Annotated in this window: 26 protein-coding genes; 16 read left to right on the top strand and 10 right to left on the bottom strand. The window is 33.7% G+C overall.

Annotated elements, in window-relative coordinates; translation table 11 throughout:
• Position 1: 1 nt before the first annotated feature.
• From AC6CHK_RS09985 to AC6CHK_RS10005, 5 genes are all read right to left on the bottom strand, one after another.
• Positions 2–1885, bottom strand: coding sequence for a DUF3858 domain-containing protein (locus tag AC6CHK_RS09985; protein WP_498095662.1), 1884 nt, complete (start codon positions 1883–1885; stop codon positions 2–4).
• Positions 1886–2016: 131 nt separating this feature from the next.
• Complete coding sequence (gene gyrB, locus AC6CHK_RS09990) at positions 2017–3951, bottom strand: DNA topoisomerase (ATP-hydrolyzing) subunit B (protein ID WP_498095664.1); 1935 nt, start codon at positions 3949–3951, stop codon at positions 2017–2019.
• Positions 3952–4072: 121 nt separating this feature from the next.
• On the bottom strand, positions 4073–4153 hold the full coding sequence (locus tag AC6CHK_RS09995; protein WP_498096224.1) for a T9SS type A sorting domain-containing protein: 81 nt from the start codon (positions 4151–4153) through the stop codon (positions 4073–4075).
• Positions 4126–4986 carry a hypothetical protein gene (locus AC6CHK_RS10000; RefSeq protein ID WP_498095666.1) on the bottom strand — a complete coding sequence of 287 codons (861 nt, stop codon included), beginning with the start codon at positions 4984–4986 and terminating at the stop codon, positions 4126–4128. Before AC6CHK_RS10000 ends, AC6CHK_RS09995 begins: the two co-directional genes overlap by 28 nt.
• An 83-nt stretch (positions 4987–5069) precedes the next feature.
• A complete protein-coding gene (locus AC6CHK_RS10005; protein ID WP_498095668.1) occupies positions 5070–5402 on the bottom strand; it encodes a hypothetical protein in 333 nt (110 codons plus the stop codon).
• Positions 5403–5615: 213 nt separating this feature from the next.
• Between AC6CHK_RS10005 and AC6CHK_RS10010 the strand changes: the two genes are divergently transcribed.
• The 3 genes from AC6CHK_RS10010 to AC6CHK_RS10020 are packed head-to-tail and all read left to right on the top strand — an operon-like array spanning position 5616 to position 8266.
• The gene (locus AC6CHK_RS10010) at positions 5616–6959 is read left to right on the top strand and encodes a cytochrome ubiquinol oxidase subunit I (protein WP_498095670.1); all 1344 of its coding nucleotides are present in this window, start codon (positions 5616–5618) and stop codon (positions 6957–6959) included.
• Positions 6956–7960 carry a cytochrome d ubiquinol oxidase subunit II gene (locus tag AC6CHK_RS10015; RefSeq protein ID WP_498095672.1) on the top strand — a complete coding sequence of 335 codons (1005 nt, stop codon included), beginning with the start codon at positions 6956–6958 and terminating at the stop codon, positions 7958–7960. The genes AC6CHK_RS10010 and AC6CHK_RS10015 overlap by 4 nt, the downstream gene beginning before the upstream one ends.
• A 30-nt stretch (positions 7961–7990) precedes the next feature.
• Positions 7991–8266: a hypothetical protein gene (locus AC6CHK_RS10020; protein ID WP_498095674.1), complete on the top strand. Its 276-nt coding sequence runs from the start codon at positions 7991–7993 to the stop codon at positions 8264–8266.
• Positions 8267–8280: 14 nt separating this feature from the next.
• On the opposite strand, the gene AC6CHK_RS10025 is transcribed toward AC6CHK_RS10020, so the two are convergent.
• From AC6CHK_RS10025 to AC6CHK_RS10045, 5 genes are all read right to left on the bottom strand, one after another.
• Entirely contained in the window at positions 8281–9105 is an 825-nt protein-coding gene (locus tag AC6CHK_RS10025; protein ID WP_498095675.1) for an OmpA family protein, read from the bottom strand.
• Between the two features lie 107 nt (positions 9106–9212).
• The gene (gene lysS / locus AC6CHK_RS10030; protein WP_498095677.1) at positions 9213–10913 is read right to left on the bottom strand and encodes a lysine--tRNA ligase; all 1701 of its coding nucleotides are present in this window, start codon (positions 10911–10913) and stop codon (positions 9213–9215) included.
• A 273-nt stretch (positions 10914–11186) separates the two neighbouring features.
• On the bottom strand, positions 11187–12113 hold the full coding sequence (gene rlmF, locus AC6CHK_RS10035; RefSeq protein WP_498095679.1) for a 23S rRNA (adenine(1618)-N(6))-methyltransferase RlmF: 927 nt from the start codon (positions 12111–12113) through the stop codon (positions 11187–11189).
• A 2-nt stretch (positions 12114–12115) separates the two neighbouring features.
• Positions 12116–12484 (bottom strand): c-type cytochrome, encoded by a 369-nt coding sequence (locus AC6CHK_RS10040; protein ID WP_498095681.1) that lies wholly within the window; start codon positions 12482–12484, stop codon positions 12116–12118.
• Positions 12485–12694 (bottom strand): hypothetical protein, encoded by a 210-nt coding sequence (locus AC6CHK_RS10045; protein WP_498095683.1) that lies wholly within the window; start codon positions 12692–12694, stop codon positions 12485–12487.
• A 211-nt stretch (positions 12695–12905) separates the two neighbouring features.
• Between AC6CHK_RS10045 and AC6CHK_RS10050 the strand changes: the two genes are divergently transcribed.
• The 13 genes from AC6CHK_RS10050 to AC6CHK_RS10110 all read left to right on the top strand — a co-directional run bounded on the left by AC6CHK_RS10050 (position 12906) and on the right by AC6CHK_RS10110 (position 23194).
• Entirely contained in the window at positions 12906–13553 is a 648-nt protein-coding gene (locus tag AC6CHK_RS10050; protein ID WP_498095685.1) for a hypothetical protein, read from the top strand.
• A gap of 223 nt (positions 13554–13776) precedes the next feature.
• A complete protein-coding gene (locus AC6CHK_RS10055; protein ID WP_498095687.1) occupies positions 13777–15195 on the top strand; it encodes an anthranilate synthase component I family protein in 1419 nt (472 codons plus the stop codon).
• A 126-nt stretch (positions 15196–15321) separates the two neighbouring features.
• On the top strand, positions 15322–15891 hold the full coding sequence (locus AC6CHK_RS10060) for an anthranilate synthase component II (RefSeq protein ID WP_498095689.1): 570 nt from the start codon (positions 15322–15324) through the stop codon (positions 15889–15891).
• A gap of 36 nt (positions 15892–15927) precedes the next feature.
• Positions 15928–16914: an anthranilate phosphoribosyltransferase gene (trpD, locus tag AC6CHK_RS10065; RefSeq protein ID WP_498095691.1), complete on the top strand. Its 987-nt coding sequence runs from the start codon at positions 15928–15930 to the stop codon at positions 16912–16914.
• A gap of 73 nt (positions 16915–16987) precedes the next feature.
• The gene (locus AC6CHK_RS10070; protein ID WP_498095692.1) at positions 16988–17323 is read left to right on the top strand and encodes a GIY-YIG nuclease family protein; all 336 of its coding nucleotides are present in this window, start codon (positions 16988–16990) and stop codon (positions 17321–17323) included.
• A gap of 111 nt (positions 17324–17434) precedes the next feature.
• Positions 17435–18211, top strand: coding sequence for an indole-3-glycerol phosphate synthase TrpC (gene trpC, locus AC6CHK_RS10075; RefSeq protein ID WP_498096226.1), 777 nt, complete (start codon positions 17435–17437; stop codon positions 18209–18211).
• Positions 18208–18846, top strand: a complete 639-nt coding sequence (locus tag AC6CHK_RS10080) for a phosphoribosylanthranilate isomerase (RefSeq protein ID WP_498095693.1) — start codon at positions 18208–18210, stop codon at positions 18844–18846. Before trpC ends, AC6CHK_RS10080 begins: the two co-directional genes overlap by 4 nt.
• A 66-nt stretch (positions 18847–18912) precedes the next feature.
• The gene (gene tnpA / locus AC6CHK_RS10085) at positions 18913–19365 is read left to right on the top strand and encodes an IS200/IS605 family transposase (protein ID WP_498095695.1); all 453 of its coding nucleotides are present in this window, start codon (positions 18913–18915) and stop codon (positions 19363–19365) included.
• Positions 19366–19452: 87 nt separating this feature from the next.
• Positions 19453–20658, top strand: a complete 1206-nt coding sequence (gene trpB, locus AC6CHK_RS10090; RefSeq protein WP_498095697.1) for a tryptophan synthase subunit beta — start codon at positions 19453–19455, stop codon at positions 20656–20658.
• A 62-nt stretch (positions 20659–20720) separates the two neighbouring features.
• Positions 20721–21500, top strand: coding sequence for a tryptophan synthase subunit alpha (gene trpA / locus AC6CHK_RS10095; protein ID WP_498095699.1), 780 nt, complete (start codon positions 20721–20723; stop codon positions 21498–21500).
• 31 nt (positions 21501–21531) lie between these two features.
• Entirely contained in the window at positions 21532–22275 is a 744-nt protein-coding gene (gene lipB / locus AC6CHK_RS10100) for a lipoyl(octanoyl) transferase LipB (protein ID WP_498095701.1), read from the top strand.
• 155 nt (positions 22276–22430) lie between these two features.
• Positions 22431–22604 carry a hypothetical protein gene (locus tag AC6CHK_RS10105; RefSeq protein ID WP_498095703.1) on the top strand — a complete coding sequence of 58 codons (174 nt, stop codon included), beginning with the start codon at positions 22431–22433 and terminating at the stop codon, positions 22602–22604.
• A 287-nt stretch (positions 22605–22891) separates the two neighbouring features.
• A complete protein-coding gene (locus AC6CHK_RS10110; RefSeq protein ID WP_498095705.1) occupies positions 22892–23194 on the top strand; it encodes a hypothetical protein in 303 nt (100 codons plus the stop codon).
• Positions 23195–23668: the final 474 nt, after the last annotated feature.

Raw genomic sequence — 23668 nt, forward strand, 5'->3', positions numbered from 1 at the left:
TTTAAGATTTCTTGGAAATTAGAATTTTAGAATTATCAGCATTCATTATTTTTTTTCTGAAATTGACATAATCGTTGTATTTTTCTTTAGAATAAATACCTTTTTTAATGCTTATCAATCGTTTTACAATCAGCTGATCTTCTTTCTTTTCAAACGAAATATTGTAAATGCCGAAATCTGAAGCCAAAATTCCGTTTTGCGGCATTTCTTCTATTGTGTAGCCAGCCGGAAGTTGGTATGTAATTTCATATTCATCTTCGTACGCAAACCTGTTTTCAAAAGGTAATGATCTGTTTTCATCTTCATGATAAAAGCCGGCCGAATAAATAGGAACCGCTCTGAAAATATAGCTGTCGCCCATCATTTTTGAATAATTGGTCGCTTTAAAATCCAGATCGAAATTGATAGCTGCAAGATCTTTATTGTTTTTAAAGTTGGTCATTTCAGCATTTTCAAAATTCAGGCTTGAAAATCTGGATTTTACGGCGTCGTTTTTTTCTTTTTGTGAAAGAACAACATAATTCAAATTAAAATCATATTGATTTCCTGTGTAAGAAAATTTTCCTTTTCCTGAAATTGTTTTATCCGGATTGATTTGAATATTTATAATCTGTTTTTCTTTACTTTCCTTGGAAGAATAGCTTGGCGTTTCGATAAGTTCAATTCCCGTCGGTTTTACCACTAAAACATTTCTGTCTGTCGTGCTGTAGCTCAAATGATTAAAAGCCATATCCTGCGAAGTGTTTTCGAGCCAAATATTCCCTTTTTCTGTTGGAACCACTAAAATCACATGGTTACCAGCCATTTTAGGGAAACTTTCATCAAAACTCAACGGTGAAGAATTTGAATTAATAATTGCATAATACGATGGAATTCCTGCCTCATCCAACAAAATTTTCATATAATTGCTGAGCCCTTTACAATCTCCGTATCCTTTTTTCTGCACCTCATCCGGCATCATTGGCTGCCAGCCACCAATTCCCAACGCCACAAAAATATATCTGGTTTTGCTTTGCATGTATTGATATATTTTTTTTACTTTTTCTTCGGTTGTGCCTGAAAGATTGAGAGCAGCAATTTCAGATTTTATCTGAGGTGTTGAAACGGAAACCGGTGTCAACAAATCCTTATAATACCAAAGTCCGAAATCTTTCCACGAAGTAATATTTCCCTGCTTGCCAACCAAACTGAACTGATCCAAAGAAAAACTGACTTTCGGTAAGATTTTTTCCGGGCTCGGAACCAATTCCGCATTATCGATTGCAGGAATATTTTGATACGAATAAGTATTTTCGTTTACCTGCGCCGATGCATAATTAAATGGTGATTCGTATATCTTTGAACGAAGGTTGATTCCTGATTTATTGATGATTTTAAAGCTGCTTTTCTCTAAAGAAATATTGTAAAAATTAAAAGGCACAAAATCAGGAATAAAAACAGTATTCTGATCCTTATGATCATAACTGAATTCTACCGTGTAAGGAAAAGTTGTTGGCGTATACGGCAAAATCATCATTCGGCTGTCCGAATAAAATGTGCCTTGAGAATTGGCCGCTATATCTGAAAAATCACTTTTTGAAAAGCTTTTAAGTTTACTTCCTTTTTCATCATAAACCGTGACTTTCACATTTGATATTGCATCACCTTTCTCATAAAAAATCCTTGGAATGGAATACGTTACAGCATCTTTATTTAAAACAGTGATTACAGAAATGTTTTTATAAACAATTTCATCAATTTTATTGATCTCGACAAGCGTATTTTCGTTACGAATGACAGCACTTGCATTTTTCTTTAAGTTTTCGCTGATTTCAGAGACGGGATAATTCTGAGAATAGTATAAGGAAGCTAAGGAAAGAGCTCCAATACTTAGTATTTTCATCATCGTTATTAATTTTTGCCAAAAATAGGAAAAATCTTAATAAAATGTTAAAATATTATCATTAAAATATTAAAAATAAAAAAAGGCCTCATAAAAATATGAAGCCTTTGTAAATTTTATACTAAATAAAAAGTTTAAACATCAATTTTAGCATATTTTGCATTCTTTTCGATAAATTCTCTTCTCGGCGGTACCTCATCACCCATCAACATTGAGAAAACATTATCTGCTTCTACTGCATTATCAATGTTTACCTGTTTCAGCATTCTGTGATCAGGATTCAAAGTTGTTTCCCAAAGCTGCTCAGGATTCATTTCCCCAAGACCTTTATAACGCTGAACTTCAACACCTTTTCCATCCGGAGCCATTTCTAAAGTAAACTCTTCACGCTCTTTTTCGTTGTATGCATATACTTTTTTATTTCCTTTCTTCAATAAATATAAAGGCGGCTGAGCAATGTAAACATATCCGTTTTCGATCAATTCTTTCATAAATCTAAAGAAGAATGTAAGGATCAAAGTCGAAATGTGAGAACCATCAATATCGGCATCGGTCATGATTACTACTTTATGGTATCTTAACTTCGCCATATTTAAGGCTTTGCTGTCTTCTTCAGTTCCTACAGAAACACCCAGTGCGGTATAAATATTTTTTATTTCTTCGTTATCATAAACCTTGTGAAGCATGGATTTTTCAACATTCAAAATCTTACCTCTTAATGGTAAAATAGCTTGAAAATGTCTGTCTCTTCCTTGCTTTGCAGTTCCACCTGCCGAATCTCCCTCAACTAAGAAAAGTTCAGATTCTGCGGGATCCTTTGATGAACAGTCAGATAATTTTCCCGGAAGTCCTGAACCTCCCATCGGAGATTTTCTCTGAACCATTTCACGGGCTTTTTTCGCTGCCTGTCTGGCTTTTGCTGCTAAAACAACTTTCTGAACGATAATTTTTGCTTCGTTCGGGTTTTCTTCAAGGAAATTAGTCAACATTTCCCCTACAATTTTATCAACAGCACCGGAAACTTCAGAGTTACCAAGTTTAGTTTTAGTTTGTCCTTCAAACTGCGGCTCCATTACTTTTACAGAAATCACGGCCGTCAAACCTTCACGGAAATCATCTCCGGTAATTTCTACTTTTTCTTTTGCAGGAATACCCAAATCATCAGCATATTTCTTCAAAGTTCTCGTCAAAGCACGTCTGAAACCCGCCAAGTGAGTTCCCCCTTCATGAGTATTGATATTGTTTACATAAGAGTGAAGATTTTCGCTGAAAGATGTATTGTAACGCATCGCAACTTCCACCGGAATGTCATCTCTGTCGCCTTCCATGAAAATCACGCTTTCCATGATTGATTCACGGTTTCCATCGATGAATTCAACAAATTCTTTTAATCCACCTTCAGAATGGAAAATTTCTGTAGGGAAAGATCCATCTTCGTTCGGCTCTCTTTCGTCAACAAGAGTGATAGTAATTCCTTTATTAAGAAAAGACAATTCACGCAATCTCGATGCAAGCGTATCATAATTATAAACCAATTCCTGAAAAATAGTACCATCGGGCTGGAAGAAAACTTCCGTTCCTCTTTCTTCTGTCGTTCCGATTACTTCAACTTCAGTTAAGGCTTTACCTTCCGAATATTTTTGCTGATAAAGTTTCCCGTTAAGGCTTACCGTTGCAACCAATAAAGTTGAAAGTGCATTTACACAAGAAACCCCAACTCCGTGAAGACCTCCGGATACCTTGTAAGAATCTTTATCAAATTTTCCTCCTGCTCCGATCTTTGTCATTACAACTTCAAGAGCAGATTTTTGTTCTTTTTCGTGGAAATCTACAGGGATCCCTCTACCATTATCTTTTACAGAGATAGCTTCTCCTTTAAGAATTTTTACCAAAATGGTATCACAATGCCCTGCTAAAGCCTCATCAATAGAGTTATCTACTACTTCATAAACCAAATGATGAAGACCTCTTACTCCTACATCACCAATGTACATAGATGGTCTTAATCGAACGTGCTCCATGCCTTCCAAAGCCTGGATACTACTAGCTGTATATTGTTTTTGACTCATATAAAATTTTAGAATTTGCTTAATGCAAAGACCCACAAATATCGTGATTTTTTTCGACTTATGAAAGTTAAAAAGTGTCAAAAAAGCAAATTACTGAACATAATTGTTTCTATTTTTTCAATTAGTTTTTCAGGGCTTTTTTAGTGATTATTTTGTTGGAATCAGTAGTTATTTTTATGAAATAGATTCCTTTATTAAGTATGAAGCATTAATACTATTTTTTGCGTTTTCAGTGATTATTAAACGTCCACTTTCATCAAAAATTTCAACTTTTTTTATTCTTTCCTTTGAGTTAAAATTGAGTTCTTCAGAAAATGGATTATTAAAGCTGATTTGATTATTAATTTTAGCTTCATTTATATTTAAATTTGCTTCACTTATAATATATCGGGTTACAGAAGTTAATTTAAATACATATAAATAATTTCCTTTAATTTCTATACTTACATTATTTCCGTTACCTTCGATATCAGATTCAAAAACATTTCCCGCATTGATTAAAACGAGATTTCCATTTGCAGAATAAGATAAAATACCTACTTTGGAGTCGGTATCATTTCCCTGCTGAATTCTTATTATTAATGGAATAAAAAATTTATTGTTCCAAAAAGCCATACTCAATGTCAATCCGTAATAAAGTACTTTGCTGTTGTATGTTTCAGATAAATCTAATTTTCCGGCAACTCCGAAAGTTGTATCCAAATTGCCATCTGTTTTTGTTTTGGAAAGAGCATAATCAAATGATGAACTTGCATTATAAAGCAAAGTAATAATTTCATGATTATCAGTCATAACTCCAAGGTCAAAAGATGCAAAACCCGGAATATTTGAATCAGAATATCCATTATTTCCATATGATAAATCCAAAGCTCCTGTAGAGGCATTAATCTTTCTTCTCCCATTAGAATATTCAAAGAAATAATTAATATCAATTCTTTCAGCAAGAAGAACAAAAGGGTCCGTAGATGCTGAAACGTTTACTATTCCGTTGTTTCCGTAAGTAGTATTGAGAGTTCCGTTAGGATTATATCGCATAAAACTGTTTTGGTTTCTTACTAAAATTTTATCTTCAGATAAATAGGATGCCGGTAAATAGTTAGTTGCAGAAAAATTGTCTCCTACTTGCAACTCACCATTATTTCCAAATGAAGCATCTTTATTTCCGTTCCAAGAGTATTTGTACAGCTTGCCGTCAATAACAGGAAAACATTAGAATTATCCGCATATAGCAAAGACATGATACCACCCATATTAGGTATCGTTACGGTATGTATTAAATTTCCATTAGCATCATAGTTTATATAACGTGCATAGGTAACATTGAAATCCGTCATACACGTTGTAAGATAATTATTGGATGTAATAAAATATCTATTATAATTGAGTTCATCATTTACGGGGAAATCTACCGTTCCGTTATTACCATAAGAAGTGTCTTTAGTCAAAGTCACTTGAGAATAAACTCCATTGTAAATACATAGAGTAATTAAAAAAAAATATTTTTCATAATTGTGTTTTTAATGTTTTTTTTCAGTGATGAATATACCACTTTTTTATCAACAAAAAGTATTAAAGTTAAAACATTCCGATTTCAAGATCACTGTTTTAAATCATGTTTAATGTCAACAATTTATCCATAACTTTAAACTGAAAAATTTATCTGTATGGACGATTTCATGGCTGCCCGTGCTCAAATGGCACTTTCACTAGGCTTTCACATCATATTTGCCTGTGTAGGAATGGTGATGCCGTTTCTTATGGCTTTTGCACACTGGAAGTATCTAAAAACCGGAAATGAAATTTACAAAGGCCTCACAAAAGCCTGGAGTAAAGGAGTTGCCATCTTATTTGCAACAGGCGCCGTTACCGGAACGATGCTTTCTTTTGAATTGGGACTTCTTTGGCCCGGATTTATGAAGCACGCAGGCCCGATCTTCGGAATGCCATTTTCTCTTGAAGGAACTGCTTTTTTTATTGAAGCGATCGCCATCGGATTTTTTCTTTACGGATGGGACAAATTCAATAAATGGTTTCATTGGTTTTGCGGATTTTTAGTGGGTTTAAGCGGTTTAGCTTCAGGAATTCTGGTTGTCGCAGCCAATGCGTGGATGAATTCTCCTTCAGGATTTGATTATATCAATGGACAATATGTGAATATAGATCCAATCAAAGCCATGTTCAATGATGCATGGTTTCCGCAGGCGTTGCATATGACGGTTGCTGCTTTTTGCGCGACAGGATTTGCGGTAGCTGGGGTTCATGCTTATTTAATCATGAAAAAGAAAAATGTAGAATTTCATACAAAAGCATTTAAAATTGCAGCCGGTTTTGCATTGATTGGTGCTTTCGGAGCGCCATTGAGCGGTGATGTTGCCGCAAAGTCTGTTGCAGAAAGACAGCCTATCAAATTAGCTGCAATGGAAGCGCATTTTGAAACCGAAAAAGGCGCTTCATTTATTCTGGGAGGAATTCCTGACGAAGAAAAAGGTGAAGTAAAATATGCATTAAAAATTCCAAAAGTGCTGAGCTTTTTGGTAAGCAATGATTTTAATGCTGAAGTAAAAGGCCTGAATGATTTTCCGAGAGATGAATGGCCGCCAATCGCAGTTGTACATTATGCTTTTCAGATTATGATATTTTTTGGTGTTGTGATGATTATTATAGGAACAGTTTATTTATACGCCGTATTTTTCAAAAAAGAATGGCTTACAAAAAGCTGGCTGCTAAAAACTTTTATGATCGCCACGCCTTTCGGATACATTGCCTTGGAAGCGGGCTGGACGGTCACCGAAGTCGGTCGCCAGCCGTGGATTATTTACGGAATTATGAGAACGGCAGACGCTGTTACACCAATGCCGGGAATTCAGTATTCTTTTTATTTTTTCACTGCAATTTTTGTGTCTTTATCTTTAATTATTATTTTCCTTTTAAGAAGGCAAATACAAATGGTTCCGAAGCTTTACGATCCAACCGATATTCAGTATAATTCTAAAAACAAGAAATCATGATCTACGTTGTAATAGGCTTTTTATGGGTTTCAGTCTGTCTGTATGTGATTTTAGGCGGTGCAGATTTCGGAGCCGGAATTGTAGAATTAATGACCAAAAAGAAAGAACGGAAATACACCGAAAAAATAATGTACGAATCAATTGCGCCTGTTTGGGAAGCCAATCACATGTGGTTGATTATTGCAATTGTAATTCTGTTTGTCGGCTTTCCCGAAATTTATACGACAATGTCTACTTATCTTCATATTCCGCTGGTTTTGATGCTTGTAGGAATTATTGCAAGAGGAACAGCTTTTACCTTCAGGCATTACGACGCGGTGAAAGACAACTGGCAGGTTTTATATACTCAGATTTTCTATTATGCAAGTCTTTTAACGCCTTTTTTTTTAGGATTAATAGCTGCTGCAACGGTTTCTCATTCAATCGATCCGGAGGCGAAAACATTTTTAGATTTATATATTTTTAGCTGGCTTAATGGTTTCGGGATTGCGGTAGGTTTTTTCACGGTTGCTCTTTGCGCTTATCTTGCCTCTATTTTTTCCTTAAGAGAAACAAAAGATCAAACGGAATTAACTTTAATGATCAAAAAGTCAAAACAAACCATGATTTTTGTGGTTATTACAGGAATATTGGTGTTTTTTACTGCTTATCTTTCTGACATTCCTTTAGTAACATGGGTTTTCTCCAAATCTTTAGGAATTATGGCGACTGCTTTTGCAACTATTGCATTGGGCTTGATTCTGCGCGCAATGCACAACCGAAAGCTACTTCCTGTTCGTGCTTTGGCGGGATTTCAGGTAATTATGATTTTGGTTGCGGCCACATATCAGCATTATCCTGACATTATTTTACTCGCAAACGGACAGCATCTTTCATTATTGGAACATGTGGCAGCTTCGAAAACAATTTCAGCTTTAGCGTGGGCTTTGATGTTGGGTTCAATATTTATTTTGCCGTTTTTGTTTTATCTCATGTTTTCGTTTAGCAAGCAGAGAAAGTAAATTTAATTTTCAATTTCATTAAGTTTTAAAATGGATTTAAATAAAGAATATCATTTGAAAGATTTTGAATTAATAACTTTTGAACCTTATGTCTACCAACTTTTTAAAGATAATCAAAATGTATTTTTATTGGAAGTAACCTGCGGAATGCACGGAATTTGGCAGGTTTGGGTAAAGCTTAATGAAAAAGAAATTTCTTTATATGAAAAAGAAGGAAATTCCGGGCTTGAAAAAATCGCAGGAATATTTTCTTATTATTGTTATGATGAAGAATATAAACGGAGATATGTAAAAGTGAATCAATAAAAAGAGATAAATTTCTATTTTTTAAGTAAAACCAATTCTACTCTTCTATTTGTGCTTCGGTCTTTTTCCGTCAATTCAGGATAAACGACTGGATTAAGATGACCCAATCCTTTTGTTTTTATTCGCGACGGATTTATTCCCTGTTTTTGCAAAAATTCTTTAATCTCATTGGCTCTTGTCCACGAAAGGTTAAAAGTTCCCAAATCAATATCTTCACCATCGAAATTTTCGTAATCGCAGCAAATATGGCCTTGTAATTCAATCTCAAAATCCGGATTATCTTTTAGTATTTTTAAAAGCCGCACAAGTGTTGAATTACCTTGCGAAAGCCAGACATGACGGCCTCCGATAAAATTGACATCCGGAAGTGCAAAAGTATCTTTTACTTTCATTTCAGAAGTTTTCGTATTTAAAAAGCTTGGAAGTTTTTTCCTGGAAATTTTTTCTCCGGAAACAAATGTCTTTTCAATAAACACATCTACTCTTCTGTTTTTACCGCGCAATTCTTCTGTGCTGTTATCATTGATTTGTTTTTCTATTCCTAAACCAACTGTGCTTTCTAATTTTATATTGTTCCCAATTTTTGTCTGCAAATAATTATTAACTGTGTTTGCGCGATTTTCCGACAACGATTTATTATAATCTCGGTTTCCTGAAGGATCACAATTTCCGAAAATTCTGAATGTAAGCTTAGCTTTTAATTGTGCCAAACTGTCGAGTTTCTTTTTAGATTCCTGATCAAGTTCGTGACTGTTGCTTTTAAAATAAATGGAACTCATCATTTGGGAATTCATTGTAATCGAAATGAAAAACAAAAGTGAAAATATAAGAGTTTTCATTAGTTTTTTCTTTATAACGAGAAATATTTATTTGTAGTTTATCTGTATAAAAAAATTCCTGAAAATTGTTTTTTCAGGAATTCCTATATTTATTTGTAGTTAAGTTTTTAAACCAATTTCATTAAAACATTTTCATCAATTTTTTCAACTTTCACCAAATTATTTTTAGTTAAAACTTTTGATGCTTTGTCCCATTTTTTACCTGAAAGCTGGCTTCTTTCTTTGACTTCGGCTAAAGAAAATGCTTCTTCCTGAGAATTTAAAATCTCTAAAATTACTTTTTCATCTTCTCCCAATTCAACTTGCGGAACGGTTTTTTCAGGTCTCATTTGCGGGAAGAACAATACTTCCTGAATTGATGGATTATTGGTCAAAAACATAATCAATCTGTCCATTCCGATTCCTAAACCTGAAGTTGGCGGCATCCCATATTCCAAAGCTCTTAAGAAGTCTTCGTCAATGAATTGTCCCGCCTCATCATCACCTTTCTCAGCTAATTTCAATTGCTCTTCGAAACGCTCTCTTTGGTCAATCGGGTCATTTAGTTCTGAATAAGCGTTTGCAATTTCTTTACCGCAAACCATTAATTCAAAACGCTCGGTCAAACCTTCTTTGCTTCTGTGTTTCTTCGTCAAAGGCGACATTTCAATCGGATAATCGGTAATAAAAGTCGGCTGAATGAAGTTTCCTTCACATTTTTCGCCAAAAATCTCATCAATTAATTTTCCTTTACCCATCGTTTCGTTTACATCAATTCCTATTGATTTAGCAAAATCAAACAGTTCCTGCTCTGTTTTTCCTGTAATGTCGAAACCTGTATATTTTTGAATAGCTTCCGTCATCGAAACTCTTGGATATGGCGCTTTCCAGCTGATTGTATATTCGCCAAAAGTTGATTCTGAATTTCCGTTAACCTGAGTTGCACAGAATTCCAATAATTTCTCGGTGAAATCCATCATCCAATTGTAGTCTTTGTAGGCTACATAAATTTCCATTGCCGTAAATTCAGGATTGTGCGTTCTGTCCATCCCTTCATTTCTGAAGTTTTTTGAGAATTCGTAAACACCGTCAAAACCACCAACGATCAATCTTTTCAGATACAATTCGTTTGCAATTCTTAAATATAAAGGAATATCTAAAGCGTTGTGATGCGTAATAAATGGTCTAGCCGCAGCTCCACCGGGAATTGACTGTAAAATCGGAGTTTCAACTTCAAAATATCCTGCATCATTGAAGAAAGTTCTCATCGCATTGAACAATTTTGTTCTTTTCACGAAAATTTCTTTCACCTGCGGATTTACCGTTAAATCTACATAACGTTGTCTGTATCGCATTTCCGGATCGTTGAATGCATCATGCACGACTCCATTTTCATCAGTTTTTGCTTGTGGAAGTGGGCGGAGAGATTTAGTAAGCAACGTAAAGTTTTTTACCAAAACAGTCATTTCACCAACCTGAGTTGTGAACAATTCTCCTTCGATTCCGATGATATCACCAATGTCTAAAAGGTGCTTGTAAACGTCGTTATATAAAGTTTTGTCTTCTCCGGTACAGATTTCGTCACGATTAAAATAGACTTGAATTTTTCCTGTGGAATCCTGCAATTCAGCAAAAGAAGCTTTCCCCTGAATCCTGCGCGACATCAATCTTCCTGCAATCTTCACCTGTTTACTTTCAGAAAAATTCTGCTTTATAGATTCTGTAGTATCTGTAATCGTGTATTCTTCTGCCGGGAATGCGTTGATTCCCATTTCAACAAGCTTATTCAGCTTTTCTCTTCTAATGATTTCCTGTTCTGATAATTGCATTGTAATTCAATTTTTCGATTTGCAAAAATAGTGAATTTTAAGTGTTTATGAAACTTAAATTTTCTGACTTAAATTCTTTTAAAAATTACCTTGAAGATTTAATTTTAAACCATTAAGGTTTTATTCAGGAGTTAAGAATTATTAAAAAGATATCTAAAGATATTTTTTAAGTGCTGTGCTAAATTTTAAATTTATTTAAATCTTAATGAAACTTAATAACTAAATAAATCTTAATGGTTTAAATCTCAAAACAAAATATTTATATCAAATTAATCAAAACCAATCTTTTCTCATATTTTTAGGAATATAAGTCCATGCTAAAATTCTGCTGATTTTCTGGCCTTGCGCCATGTCGATCGTTCTGAATTCTATTGATTTTACTTTTTTTAATTGATTTGTAAGCTTATATAAATTATCTTTTTTGGAAACCAGACACGTAAACCAAAGCACTTGTGAAGAATACAAAATGCTTTCTTCGATCATTCTTGAGATGAAAGCCAATTCCCCGCCTTCACACCACAATTCAGATTGTTGTCCCCCAAAATTGAGATTGTTTTTTGTGACCTTCGATTGATTAAGATTTTTTGTTTTTCTGAGATTTCCTTTCATTGCAGATTCTTCAGAATCATGAAAAGGCGGATTGCACATAGAAAAGGCAAAATGGTCTTCAGAATTAATGATGTTTTTAAAAATATTGTCTGCGTTTGGCTGTAATTTTAATTGAACAGAAGACGAAAAATCAGGATTATGATCTAATATTTTCTGAGCATTTTCCAAAGAATCTTTATTGATATCCGTTCCCAACATTTCCCAGCCGTAAGATTTGTGGGCAATTAAAGGATAAACAAGGTTTGCTCCGGTTCCGATATCCAGGCCTTTCACAGAATTTCCTGTTGGAACTTTATTATGTTCTTCGGCCAGCAAATCAGCAATATAATGTACATAATCTGCCCTTCCCGGAATTGGCGGACAGAGATTATTTTCAGGAATATCCCAATTTTTCACATCATAAAACTTTAACAATAAAGCTTTATTCAGCAATTTTACGGCTTTTGGAATACTGAAGTTAATGGTTAAATTTTGATAAGAATTCAAAAAAACATGCTGCTTCAATTCCGGCACACAAGAAATAAGCTGTTCAAAATCATACGGATTGCGATGCAGATTTCTTGCGTGCAGGTTTGATTTTTCAGTAGTCATTTTTATTTTTTCTGACTCAAAATATATTCTACCATTTTTTTTGCGTCAGCTTTTGACACTTGCGGATGAGGCTGCATCGGAACACTTCCCCAAACTCCGCTTCCGCCTTCTATGATTTTTGAAGCCAGCAATTCGATATCCTTTTCAGAATATTTTTCTGCTATTTCTTTATAAGAAGGTCCTATCATTCTTTCATCAGCATTATGACAAGCCATACAGTCGGATGCTTCAATCAGCTCTTTTCCCGAAACATTGGAAGCAACAGGCGTTGAAATATCCGTGGAATCTGTAGACTGAACTTCTGGATTTTCTTTTTTTGAACAGGAAACGATTAATAAAGCAAAACTTCCTGCTAAAAACAGTTTTTTCATCTATTTTGTAGCTGTAGAATCTGTTGAAGGAGAAGGATTTGGAATTGCAGCAGCAGGCGTGCTATCCGTTTTAACTGCAGAATCCGAAACCACAGGTGCTGCAGGCTCTTCAAGCATGATATTGCTGTCTTGTAATGATTTGTCAGTTTTTTTTGAACAGTTTACAACAAATAAACTTCCGATGAATGCAATTGCTACTACTTTTTTCATAAATTATCTATTTTTTCAAATTAAATAAACCGCATATAATTAAGATATTTAAATTTAACATCAAAGCGATTTAATTGTTTCTAATATGAAGCAAAAATATAAAAATAAACTTTTAGATAAGAGGTTTCCAATCGTTTTTTAAAGCAAATTTTAATATTATTCTGCAATTGAAAAATGATTATATTTAAAGTGTAATTTTAAAGCAGAAATTATGGTCTTGATTTCAAAAATTTTGTTTTTTGTCAGCCATCACGGTTTTTACACCGTACTTATCATTATTTTTTTGTTCGGATTGCTTGCAAAAATCACAAAAAAGGCTTGGCTGCTTATTTTCATCCTTCCTTTATCAATAGCAAACGGTTTTGCAAGCCAGTTTTTGAACGCCTGGTTTCTTAATAAATATGGCGTCGAAAGCAGCGCAATTATAACTTCCGATGTTCAGACCAATTCAACCTTGAATGATCACTACATCCATGATTATGAAGCTATTGTAAAGAAAAAGGATGGAAAGTATGTCGACACTTATTTCTCTACAACTTCGGCAGCTATTTATCCGATTGAAAATTCAATAAGAATTCCGCAGATTGACGAGCCCTTTCCTGTAAAATATATTCCGGGATATGAAAAAAACATTGTTATTCTTTATTATCAATCCGAGGAAGGAAGAAATCTTCAGCATTATGAAAAGCAACGTCCGGTGACTTCAGCAAAAATAAAATATGAAGCAGATAGTACCAATGAAGAATTTATCAAAGAATATATTTCGGCCCTGGAAGGTTATTTAGAGATTTATGAGAATGAAGATTATAGAATAAAAATTATTGAGCTGAAAAAAGAATTACAGCGTTTGCAAAAATAAATTTCAATTTTTCATGATTTTTATGTTTTGTATTAAAAAAAATTATATACATTTGTCACATGTTTAACACAAGTAAAAATTTTTGGTGGTGGCATTCAAACTCTTCGTCGGGTCTGAAGCTATTATCCTGTTGTTAAACCACAACTAGAATATTATAGAAAATATATAGACTTTGACGGATTCCGTTGAGGTCTTTTTTTTGTTCACAATTTAAATAAACACAATGTTTAGCAAAACTATTAACATACAAACCACATCCAGAAAATCTTTAGGCGATCTTCAAACGCCGATGAATATTTATCTTCAGATTCGAGACAAATTCCGTGACACCATTCTTCTGGAAAGTTCGGATATTAAGAATATTGACAACAATTTTTCATTTATTGCTATCAACGCAATTGCCGGAATTGAAATTAAAAATCTTAACGAATTTGAAATAAAACTTCCCAATGAAAATCCTGAAAAAAGGTCTTTAACTGATCTAAATGTAACCGATCTTCTTGATCAATTTTCTAAAATATTTATATGCGAAAAACCATCGGATTCGGTAGAAGAAACGGCTCAAAGCCTTTTTGGTTACACAAGTTTTGAAGCTGTTCAGTTTTTTGAAAATATTGAGCTTAAGGCGCAGACTTCTGAAGTTGAAATTCCTATTCTTCGATACAGATTGTATCAATACGTGATTGCAATCAATCATTATAATGACGAAATGCATTTGATTGAAAACCATATTGATGGCGTAAAATCTGAAGCATATACTTTAGAAAATCTAATCAAAAATAAAAATTCTGTCATTTTTCCATTTGAGAAAAAAGAGGAAGAAACTTCCAATCTTACCGATGAAGAATACCTTGAGCTTGTGGAAACAGCCAAAAAGCATTGTATGCGTGGTGATGTATTTCAGTTGGTTTTGAGCAGAAGATTTCAGCAAAAATTTAGAGGTGACGAATTCAATGTTTATCGGGCCTTGAGAAACATCAATCCATCTCCTTATCTTTTCTTTTTTGATTATGGAAATTACAAATTATTCGGTTCAAGCCCTGAAAGTCAACTAATTATTAAAAACAACAAAGCGATTATACATCCTATTGCCGGAACTTTTAAAAGAACAGGCCATTTTGATGAAGATATGCAGTCCGTAGAAAGCTTAAAAAATGATGCTAAAGAAAATGCAGAACACACAATGCTGGTTGATTTGGCCCGAAATGATTTAGGAAAAATTGGCACAAATATAACCGTGACCAAGCTTAAAGAAATTCAGCTCTTTTCACATGTAATTCACATGGTGAGTGAAGTTACCGCTGATTTGCCTGAAAACACAAGCCCTTTCAAAATGGTTTCTGCAACCTTTCCGCAAGGAACTTTAAGTGGTGCTCCAAAACATAAAGCACTTCAGTTAATAAATAAATATGAAAAAGATTCGCGGGGATATTATGGCGGATGCATCGGAATGATCGGGCTAAACGGCAGCTGCAATCATGCAATTATGATCAGAACTTTTTTAAGCAAGAACAACACACTTTATTATCAGGCCGGCGCCGGATTGGTCGCAAAATCGATCGCCGAAAACGAATTGCAAGAAGTAAATAATAAATTGAATGCCTTAAAAAAAGCAGTACAAAAAGCAACAACAATAAAATAATAGTGGTATAAATAAAGCAAATATGCTGATATTTTGATAATGGGTTGACAAACAAAATTTCAAAAAAACACAACCTATATAGTTGACTCATTATCAACCACAAATAATATATTTAAAATAAAATTAATGAAAATTTTAGTTTTTGATAATTACGACAGTTTTACTTACAATTTGGTTCAGATGATTGAAAAAATCATTAGTGAAAAAGTAGATGTGTTCAGGAATGACGAAATCACACTCGAAGAAATTGCAAAATATGATAAAATTATACTTTCACCCGGACCGGGAATTCCTGAAGAAGCCGGAATTCTTTTAGATTTAATTAAAGAATATGCTCCGACAAAAAGTATTTTGGGTGTTTGTCTTGGTCAGCAAGCTATTGCAGAAGCTTTCGGTGGGAATCTTATTAATCTTTCGGAGATTTTTCACGGAGTGGCGACAACATCAAAAACCATTAAAGAAAACACCAAGCTATTCAAAAATTTATCGGAAGAATTGGAAGTAGGAAGATATCACAGTTGGGCCGTAAATAGTGAAAATTTTCCACAAGAATTGGAAATCACGGCAGTTGATAAAGACGGAATGATCATGGCTTTGCAGCATAAAAAATATGACGTTCATGGTGTTCAGTTTCATCCGGAAAGTATTTTGACGCCTGAAGGAAATGCAATTATGCGAAACTTTCTTTTAAACTAAGCATATTTAAAAGCATTAAAACAAAAAAACAAATCAATGAAAGAAATTTTAGAATATCTTTTTACACATCATACATTATCAAAGTCTGAAGCGAAAGCGATTATGATTGAGATTGCTCAAAATAAATTTAATACTGCAGAAGTCACCGCTTTTATTAGTGTTTTCCTGATGCGTAATATTACTTTAAATGAGCTTGACGGCTTCAGACAAGCATTGTTGAAAATGGCAGTTTCTGTAGAAATTGAGGCAAATGATGCTTTAGATATTGTAGGAACGGGCGGTGACGGAAAAAACACCATTAATATTTCTACTTTGGCAAGCTTTGTAATTGCAGGAGCCGGACAAAAAGTAACAAAACACGGCAATTACGGAGCATCAACGATTACCGGATCATCCAATGTTTTAGAAGAATTGGGTTATCAGTTTAGGAATGATTCTGAAAGTCTGAATAGAGATTTGGAAAAAGCAAATATTTGTTTTTTACACGCTCCGTATTTTCATCCGGCTTTGCAATCTGTCGGTGCCTTAAGAAAATCTTTGGGTTTGCGTACTTTCTTCAATCTTTTGGGGCCGCTTGTAAATCCTGTTAAACCACAATTTTCGGTAATTGGAGTTTACAATTTGGAAATCGCAAGAATATATCAATATCTTTTGCAAAAAGACAATCGCGAGTTTACAATCATTCATGGATTAGACGGATACGACGAAATAAGCTTAACGAGCGACAGTAAAATAATTACAAAAAGTTCTGAAGAAATTTATACAACTAAAGATTTAGGTTTTCAAACTTTAAGTCCGGAAAGTATAAAAGCCGGTGAAACTCCTTATGAATCTGCGAAAATTTTCAGAAATATCCTTGAGGGAAAAGGTACAGCCGAGCAAAGCTCTGTTGTTTTGGCAAATGCAGCAGTTGCGCTTTATTACACGCATAAATTCGGCAGTTATCAAGATTGCCTTTTACTCGCCAAAGAAAGTCTGGAAAGCGGAAAGGCATTAAAAAGTCTTGAATTGTTATTGGATTAAACGATTAAATTTTTTATTTGTCATTCAGAACGAAACGTAGTGAAGTGAAGAATCTAAACTAAAACATAATCTGATGAAAACATTAGGAACGCATAATTATTATGTTTATATATTAACAAATTACACTAAAACAGTTCTTTATGCAGGTATAACAAATGATTTAAAAACAAGAATATATTATCATAAAAATCCATCCGCAGAAAATAAACTTCATTTTACAACAAAGTATAAATGTTTTAATCTTGTTTATTATGAACATTTTCAATATGTAGAACAAGCAATTGCCAGAGAAAAACAAATTAAAGGTTATTCAAGAATGAAGAAAGAGAATTTGATTAATAAATGTAATCCAAATTGGGATTTTCTGAATGAAAAATTGAATAGGTTTTTGAACCGCATTTCGTTTTGAATGATAAACAATGTCATTTCGAATGAATAAAACGAAGTGAGAAATCTACTAAGAGATTCTTCACTACACTTCGTTTCGTTCTGAATGACAGACATAAAACAACCAAATAGAATGACCATTTTAGATAAAATTATCAAAAGAAAAGCAGAAGAAATTGCGTTTGCAAAATCTAAAGTTCCTTTGTCTCAATTAAAAGATTCAGAATTTTTTGATCGAAAAACGATTTCATTAAAGAAATCGTTAAAAAATAAAAACGGAATTATTGCAGAATTCAAAAGGCAATCACCGTCGAGAGGAATCATAAATAATAACATTTCGCCTTTGAAAGTGGTTTCAGCCTATGAAGAATTTAGGGCAAGCGGAATTTCAATTCTTACGGATAAAGACTTTTTCGGTGGAAGTTTTGATGATATTTTAAATGTGAGAAATCAAATAAATATTCCGATTCTGAGAAAAGATTTTATGATCGATGAATATCAGTTTTATGAAGCAAAATCAATTGGAGCCGATGTCATTTTATTGATTGCAGCTTGTCTTTCGCCGGCTCAGGTTCAGGAATTTACCGAGCTTTCTCATGAATTAGATTTGGAGGTTTTACTAGAAATCCATACTGAAGAAGAATTAAAACATTACAATTCAAAAATCGATTTGGTTGGAATAAATAACAGGAATTTAAAAGACTTTAAGGTTGATTTGCATCATTCCGTAAACTTAAAAAACCTCCTTCCAAAAGACGTTTTATCTGTTGCCGAAAGCGGAATTTACAATATTGAAGACTTCAAATTTTTAAAAGAAAAAGGTTTTGACGGATTTTTAATGGGCGAATATTTTATGAAAAATGAAAATCCCGCAAAAGCTTTTGAAGAATTTACAAAAAACACTTTATGAAACTCAAAGTCTGCGGTTTAACAAAAATAGATCAGGTTAATGAGCTTATTTCCATGAAAATAGATTTTCTTGGTTTTATTTTTTATGAAAAATCTCCACGATTTGTTTTGAATCATTTGAATTTAAGGGAAATTTCAAATATTCCGCATACAGGTAAAATTGGAGTTTTTGTCAATGAAAATGTAAATAAAATAATAGAAATAGCAGAAAATGCAGATTTGAATTTCATCCAGCTTCACGGTGATGAAAATGAAAATTTTATTTCAGAATTAAGAAAAAAGTTAGATTCTAAAATCGGAATTATTAAAGTAATAAGAGTCGGAAACCAATCTTCCAACGAATTGCAAAAAACCATCAACCATCATCTATCAACCATCAACTATCTCTTATTCGACACCGATTCAAAAGCATTTGGCGGAACAGGGGAAACCTTTGATTGGAAAATTTTAAATGAAATTGAAATCCCAATTCCCTATTTTTTAAGCGGCGGAATTTCTTTGGAAAACATTCATCTTTCAATTATCAATCATCAACCATTTGCTCTCGATATCAATTCAAAATTTGAAATTGAACCCGGAAATAAAGATGTAGAAAAAATAAAAAAGTCTAAAGCTTTAATAATGAATGAGTCCTGAAAGGACGATTTAACAGAGAATTGGATGCAGTCCAATTAAAATTAAATTTATAAATAAACACAAAAAATGTCACAATCATTGGTGAAAAACTACATCCATGTTATTTTTAGTACAAAACATAGGGAAGATTTTATCGATCAAAGCATAGAAAAAGAACTCTTCTCGTACATTGCTGCAATATGCAAAGATTCTGAAAGTACTGCATTACAAATCGGAGGCACAGATAATCACATACACATTCTTTGTTTACTTTCAAAGAAAATTGCTTTGATGAAATTGGTTCAGAAAGTTAAAGCTCATTCATCAAAATGGATAAAAACAAAAGGAAGTAAATATGAAAATTTTTTCTGGCAAGATGGTTATGGTGCCTTTTCTGTGAGTCAAAAAAATATTTACCCAACAATCAATTATATAAAGAATCAACGTCAACATCATCAAAATGAAAACTTTGAAAATGAATTGATTGGAATATTGGAAAAACATAAAATTAATTATGATGAGAAATATTTATGGGATTAATTTACTACAATACGTTGCAATTGGATTATATCCAATCCTTTATTAAATCGTCCCTTCGGGACTCTTCACAATTTAAAAAATAAACTTATGGATTATAAAAACCCAGATAAAAACGGATATTATGGTGAATTCGGAGGTGCATTCATCCCTGAAATGCTGTATCCGAATGTAGAAGAATTACAGAAAAATTATCTCGAAATCATAGAATCTGAAGATTTTCAAAATGAATATCATGATTTACTGAAAAACTACGTTGGGCGTGCTACTCCACTTTATTTTGCGAAAAATTTAAGCGAAAAATACAATACCAAAATATACTTAAAAAGAGAAGACCTTAATCACACCGGAGCGCATAAGATCAACAATGCTTTGGGGCAGGTTTTATTAGCAACACGTCTTGGGAAAAACAGAATAATTGCCGAAACCGGAGCCGGACAACACGGTGTCGCAACAGCTACAGCCTGCGCTTTATTAGGTTTGGAATGCATCGTTTACATGGGCGAAATCGATATTTCAAGACAGGCTCCAAATGTTGCAAGAATGAAAATGTTGGGCGCAGAAGTTATTCCTGCAACTTCAGGTTCAAAAACCTTGAAAGATGCTGTAAATGAAGCATTAAGAGATTGGATCAACAATTCAAATACAACACATTATGTAATTGGAAGTGTGGTTGGTCCGCATCCGTTTCCGGATTTGGTGGCGAGATTTCAAAGTATTATTTCAAAGGAAATTAAAGAACAGCTTCAGGAACAAATCGGAAGACAAAATCCTGATTATGTGATTGCTTGTGTTGGCGGCGGAAGTAATGCGGCAGGAACATTTTATCATTTTGTAGATGATGAAAACGTAAAACTCATTGCCGCTGAAGCCGGAGGTTTTGGTGTTGATTCAGGAAAATCGGCAGCGACCACTTTTTTGGGAACTTTAGGTATTTTGCACGGAAGCAAAAGTTTGGTAATGCAGACAAAAGACGGCCAGGTTATCGAACCTCACTCTATTTCTGCAGGTTTGGATTATCCCGGAATCGGGCCTTTTCACGCTAATTTATTTAAAGAAAAACGTGCAGAATTTTTTAGTATTAATGATGATGATGCTTTACAATCTGCGTTTGAACTGACAAAATTAGAAGGCATTATTCCTGCTTTGGAAAGCGCGCATGCTTTAGCGGTTTTAGATAAAAAGATATTTAACGAAACAGATATTGTTGTGATTTGCTTAAGCGGTCGTGGCGACAAGGATATGGAAACGTATTTGAAAGTGCTGGAAGATGGAAGTCGGAAGATGAAAGATTAAAGATGGAAATTTAATTCAGTAATAAAAACGAAAATTTGTTAACTTAAATTCAATTTAAATCTATGAACAACAATAACTTCGAGCTTCCAGCTTCCAACATCCAGCCTAAAAAACAACTGAACATATACTTCACAGCAGGAATTCCACAATTGGAAGATACTGCTGAAATCATAAAAACAATTCAGGATTCCGGAGCCGATATGATGGAAATCGGAATGCCTTATTCCGACCCCGTTGCGGATGGTCCTGTCATTCAAAAAGCACACGAACTGGCTTTGAAAAACGGAATGACGATTTCAACACTTTTTTCTCAGTTGAAATCAATTAAACACGAAATTAAAATTCCGGTGATTTTGATGGGATATATTAATCCTGTTTTAAGTTTTGGATTTGACAATTTCTGTAGAGAATGTTCGGAAAGTGGCGTTTCAGGATTGATCATTCCTGATCTTCCGCCTATAGAATTTGAAAAAAATTATCAGAAAATTTTAGAAAAATACAATTTGAATTTCACGTTTTTGGTAACTCCCGAAACTTCTGATGAAAGGATTTTATATTTAGATTCCTTAAGTTCAGGATTTTTGTATGCAGTAAGCTCATCTTCCACAACAGGAAAAGAAAATACAGTTTTAAAAAACGAAACTTACCTTTCAAGATTAGCTTCTTTACCTTTGAAAAATCCTGTAATGATCGGCTTTGGAATCAAATCAAAAGAAGACTTTGAAAACGTTACCGAAAAAGCAGACGGCGGAATCATCGGAACGGCATTCGTCAATATTTTGCTGCAGAATAAAGATTGGAAGAAAAAAGCCATAGATTTTATAAATTCCATAAAAGCTTAAAATTCACTAAATTTGTATCTCAACAAAAGGTATGAACACACATCAAAATAAAGTAGTCGAATTCGAAGATCTGGGCGTAAAAGAATATCAGCCTTCCTGGGATTATCAGGAAAAACTGATGAAAGATATTATCGATACCAAAATCAAAAATCGTGATCTCGCTGCTGAACAGCACATTACAACTTCCAATCATTTTCTTTTAGTCGAGCATCCTCACGTTTATACTTTGGGAAAGAGCGGACATGAAGAAAATATGCTGGCCGGAATTGATAAACTAAAGGAAATTGACGCTACGTTTGTGAAAGTAAACCGTGGTGGAGATATCACTTATCACGGTTACGGTCAAATTGTTGGCTACCCTATTTTAGACCTTGAAAATTTCTTTACAGATATTCACAAATATATGCGGAATCTTGAAGAAGTCATCATCAGAACCATCGCCGAATACGGCTTAAAAGGCGAACGTTCGCCAGGCGAAACAGGAGTCTGGCTGGATGTCGGAAAACCTTATGCCAGAAAAATCTGCGCAATGGGCGTGAAAGCTTCACGTTGGGTAACTTTGCACGGTTTTGCGTTGAATGTAAATACAGATATGCGTTATTTTGAATATATTATTCCTTGCGGGATCAAAGATAAACAGGTGACCTCTTTAAAAAGAGAACTTGAAAGAGAATTGACTTCTGAAGAAATGGAAGATATTAAAGTGAAGATCAGAAAACATTTTGCGGATGTTTTTGAAGCGGAACTGGTTGTGAAAGATAGATCGTTAATTTAATTATATAAATCTGTTTCTTTGAAACAGATTTTTTATTTATAACTTCTTCACAATAATTTAAATTATTTTCATCGGAAATTATGTTATTTTAGTAAAAAGTTTTATTTACACAATTGGTGAATAAACTTTGCAATTAACTCTAAAAAACTACAACGATGGAACAAACATTAGACATTGAAAAACCAACACAGAAAATTTACAAAGACAGAGCAATATGGGTTGGGACTTTTCTCGGTGGACCTTTGGTGGCAGGCTATTTGATTGCTGAGAATTTCAAAGCATTTAACGAAACTGATAAAGCAAAAAAACTTGGATTTACGCAATCTTAACAACAATTATAGTTTTTGGTAGTGTTTTTATAATACCAGAAAACATTAAAATTCCAAATTACATCATCCCATTAATATATACTGCTATTGCATATTATCTTGTTCAACATTTTCAAGGGCAAAATATTTCGTCACACATAAATTCAGGTGGACAATTATTTAGTTGGTGGAGAACAATTGCAGTCGGCATCATTGGACTTGCAATTACTATTATTCCAATTTTTGGTTTTGCAATTTTGTCTGATAACATTGCTAATGCTCCAATTTCTGCCAAATCATATGGGATAATGAAACATGAAATTGCCTTTGACAGTAGCAATATAACAGAAAGAGAAGTTGATAAAATTGCAGATGGATTAGTTAGAACTACTTTTTTTGACCAAACAGTCACAAAATATGTTTATGTAGAAAAAGTAAACAATACTTTTGAATTATCATTTTCTACTATTGACGGTATTGCAAACGACAGTCAAGCATTACAACCATTTATTGAATTAAAAGATAGCTTACAATCATTATATCCACAGAATAAAATTGTTTTTAAGTTAGTGGTTGGCAATTTAGATAATGTAGTAAAAATAATCGACTGAAAAGCAGAGCTAACTCTAAAAAGGGTTTTGTTCCCCCTCCGCCCTCGCGAGCTTCCAAGCTCGTGCACCAAGATTAAAATAACCAAAACTTCGCTAAAGAATTCGCTTGCTTTATAAAGAAATCTTGCTACCGCAAACAGTTTTCTCATTACTACAAAAAGTCTTCTTCTTACCGCAATTGGTATTCTTGTTATTACAAACAGTCTTTTCACTACCGCAAACAGTAACCTTGTCACCCCAAAGAGTTTTCTCATTACCGCAAACAGTTTTTTGATTCCAGCAAAGAGTATTTTTAATTCCGCAAAAAGTAACCTTGCACCCGCAAAGAGTATTCTACTTCCCGCAATAAGAAATATCTATTACATAAAAAGTTAGGTTGAAACTGTAGAAACAGATCAGGAAAAAACTTCATCTATTTGAGGCTTAATTTCGTCACTTCGATGTCTAATATTTTATTGACCTACTTTCATAGAA

It is taken from the genome of Chryseobacterium sp. GQ58, assembly GCF_059758895.1.

What these genes read in the sequence shown, in the direction of transcription:
- AC6CHK_RS09985 (WP_498095662.1), bottom strand. Translation starts at nt 1,885, where the DNA reads ATGATGAAAATACTAAGTATTGGAGCTCTTTCCTTAGCTTCCTTATAC.
- gyrB (WP_498095664.1), bottom strand. Translation starts at nt 3,951, where the DNA reads ATGAGTCAAAAACAATATACAGCTAGTAGTATCCAGGCTTTGGAAGGC.
- AC6CHK_RS10000 (WP_498095666.1), bottom strand. Translation starts at nt 4,986, where the DNA reads ATGCGATATAATCCTAACGGAACTCTCAATACTACTTACGGAAACAAC.
- AC6CHK_RS10010 (WP_498095670.1), top strand. Translation starts at nt 5,616, where the DNA reads ATGGACGATTTCATGGCTGCCCGTGCTCAAATGGCACTTTCACTAGGC.
- AC6CHK_RS10015 (WP_498095672.1), top strand. Translation starts at nt 6,956, where the DNA reads ATGATCTACGTTGTAATAGGCTTTTTATGGGTTTCAGTCTGTCTGTAT.
- AC6CHK_RS10020 (WP_498095674.1), top strand. Translation starts at nt 7,991, where the DNA reads ATGGATTTAAATAAAGAATATCATTTGAAAGATTTTGAATTAATAACT.
- AC6CHK_RS10025 (WP_498095675.1), bottom strand. Translation starts at nt 9,105, where the DNA reads ATGAAAACTCTTATATTTTCACTTTTGTTTTTCATTTCGATTACAATG.
- lysS (WP_498095677.1), bottom strand. Translation starts at nt 10,913, where the DNA reads ATGCAATTATCAGAACAGGAAATCATTAGAAGAGAAAAGCTGAATAAG.
- rlmF (WP_498095679.1), bottom strand. Translation starts at nt 12,113, where the DNA reads ATGACTACTGAAAAATCAAACCTGCACGCAAGAAATCTGCATCGCAAT.
- AC6CHK_RS10040 (WP_498095681.1), bottom strand. Translation starts at nt 12,484, where the DNA reads ATGAAAAAACTGTTTTTAGCAGGAAGTTTTGCTTTATTAATCGTTTCC.
- AC6CHK_RS10045 (WP_498095683.1), bottom strand. Translation starts at nt 12,694, where the DNA reads ATGAAAAAAGTAGTAGCAATTGCATTCATCGGAAGTTTATTTGTTGTA.
- AC6CHK_RS10050 (WP_498095685.1), top strand. Translation starts at nt 12,906, where the DNA reads ATGGTCTTGATTTCAAAAATTTTGTTTTTTGTCAGCCATCACGGTTTT.
- AC6CHK_RS10055 (WP_498095687.1), top strand. Translation starts at nt 13,777, where the DNA reads ATGTTTAGCAAAACTATTAACATACAAACCACATCCAGAAAATCTTTA.
- AC6CHK_RS10060 (WP_498095689.1), top strand. Translation starts at nt 15,322, where the DNA reads ATGAAAATTTTAGTTTTTGATAATTACGACAGTTTTACTTACAATTTG.
- trpD (WP_498095691.1), top strand. Translation starts at nt 15,928, where the DNA reads ATGAAAGAAATTTTAGAATATCTTTTTACACATCATACATTATCAAAG.
- AC6CHK_RS10070 (WP_498095692.1), top strand. Translation starts at nt 16,988, where the DNA reads ATGAAAACATTAGGAACGCATAATTATTATGTTTATATATTAACAAAT.
- trpC (WP_498096226.1), top strand. Translation starts at nt 17,435, where the DNA reads ATGACCATTTTAGATAAAATTATCAAAAGAAAAGCAGAAGAAATTGCG.
- AC6CHK_RS10080 (WP_498095693.1), top strand. Translation starts at nt 18,208, where the DNA reads ATGAAACTCAAAGTCTGCGGTTTAACAAAAATAGATCAGGTTAATGAG.
- tnpA (WP_498095695.1), top strand. Translation starts at nt 18,913, where the DNA reads ATGTCACAATCATTGGTGAAAAACTACATCCATGTTATTTTTAGTACA.
- trpB (WP_498095697.1), top strand. Translation starts at nt 19,453, where the DNA reads ATGGATTATAAAAACCCAGATAAAAACGGATATTATGGTGAATTCGGA.
- trpA (WP_498095699.1), top strand. Translation starts at nt 20,721, where the DNA reads ATGAACAACAATAACTTCGAGCTTCCAGCTTCCAACATCCAGCCTAAA.
- lipB (WP_498095701.1), top strand. Translation starts at nt 21,532, where the DNA reads ATGAACACACATCAAAATAAAGTAGTCGAATTCGAAGATCTGGGCGTA.
- AC6CHK_RS10105 (WP_498095703.1), top strand. Translation starts at nt 22,431, where the DNA reads ATGGAACAAACATTAGACATTGAAAAACCAACACAGAAAATTTACAAA.
- AC6CHK_RS10110 (WP_498095705.1), top strand. Translation starts at nt 22,892, where the DNA reads ATGAAACATGAAATTGCCTTTGACAGTAGCAATATAACAGAAAGAGAA.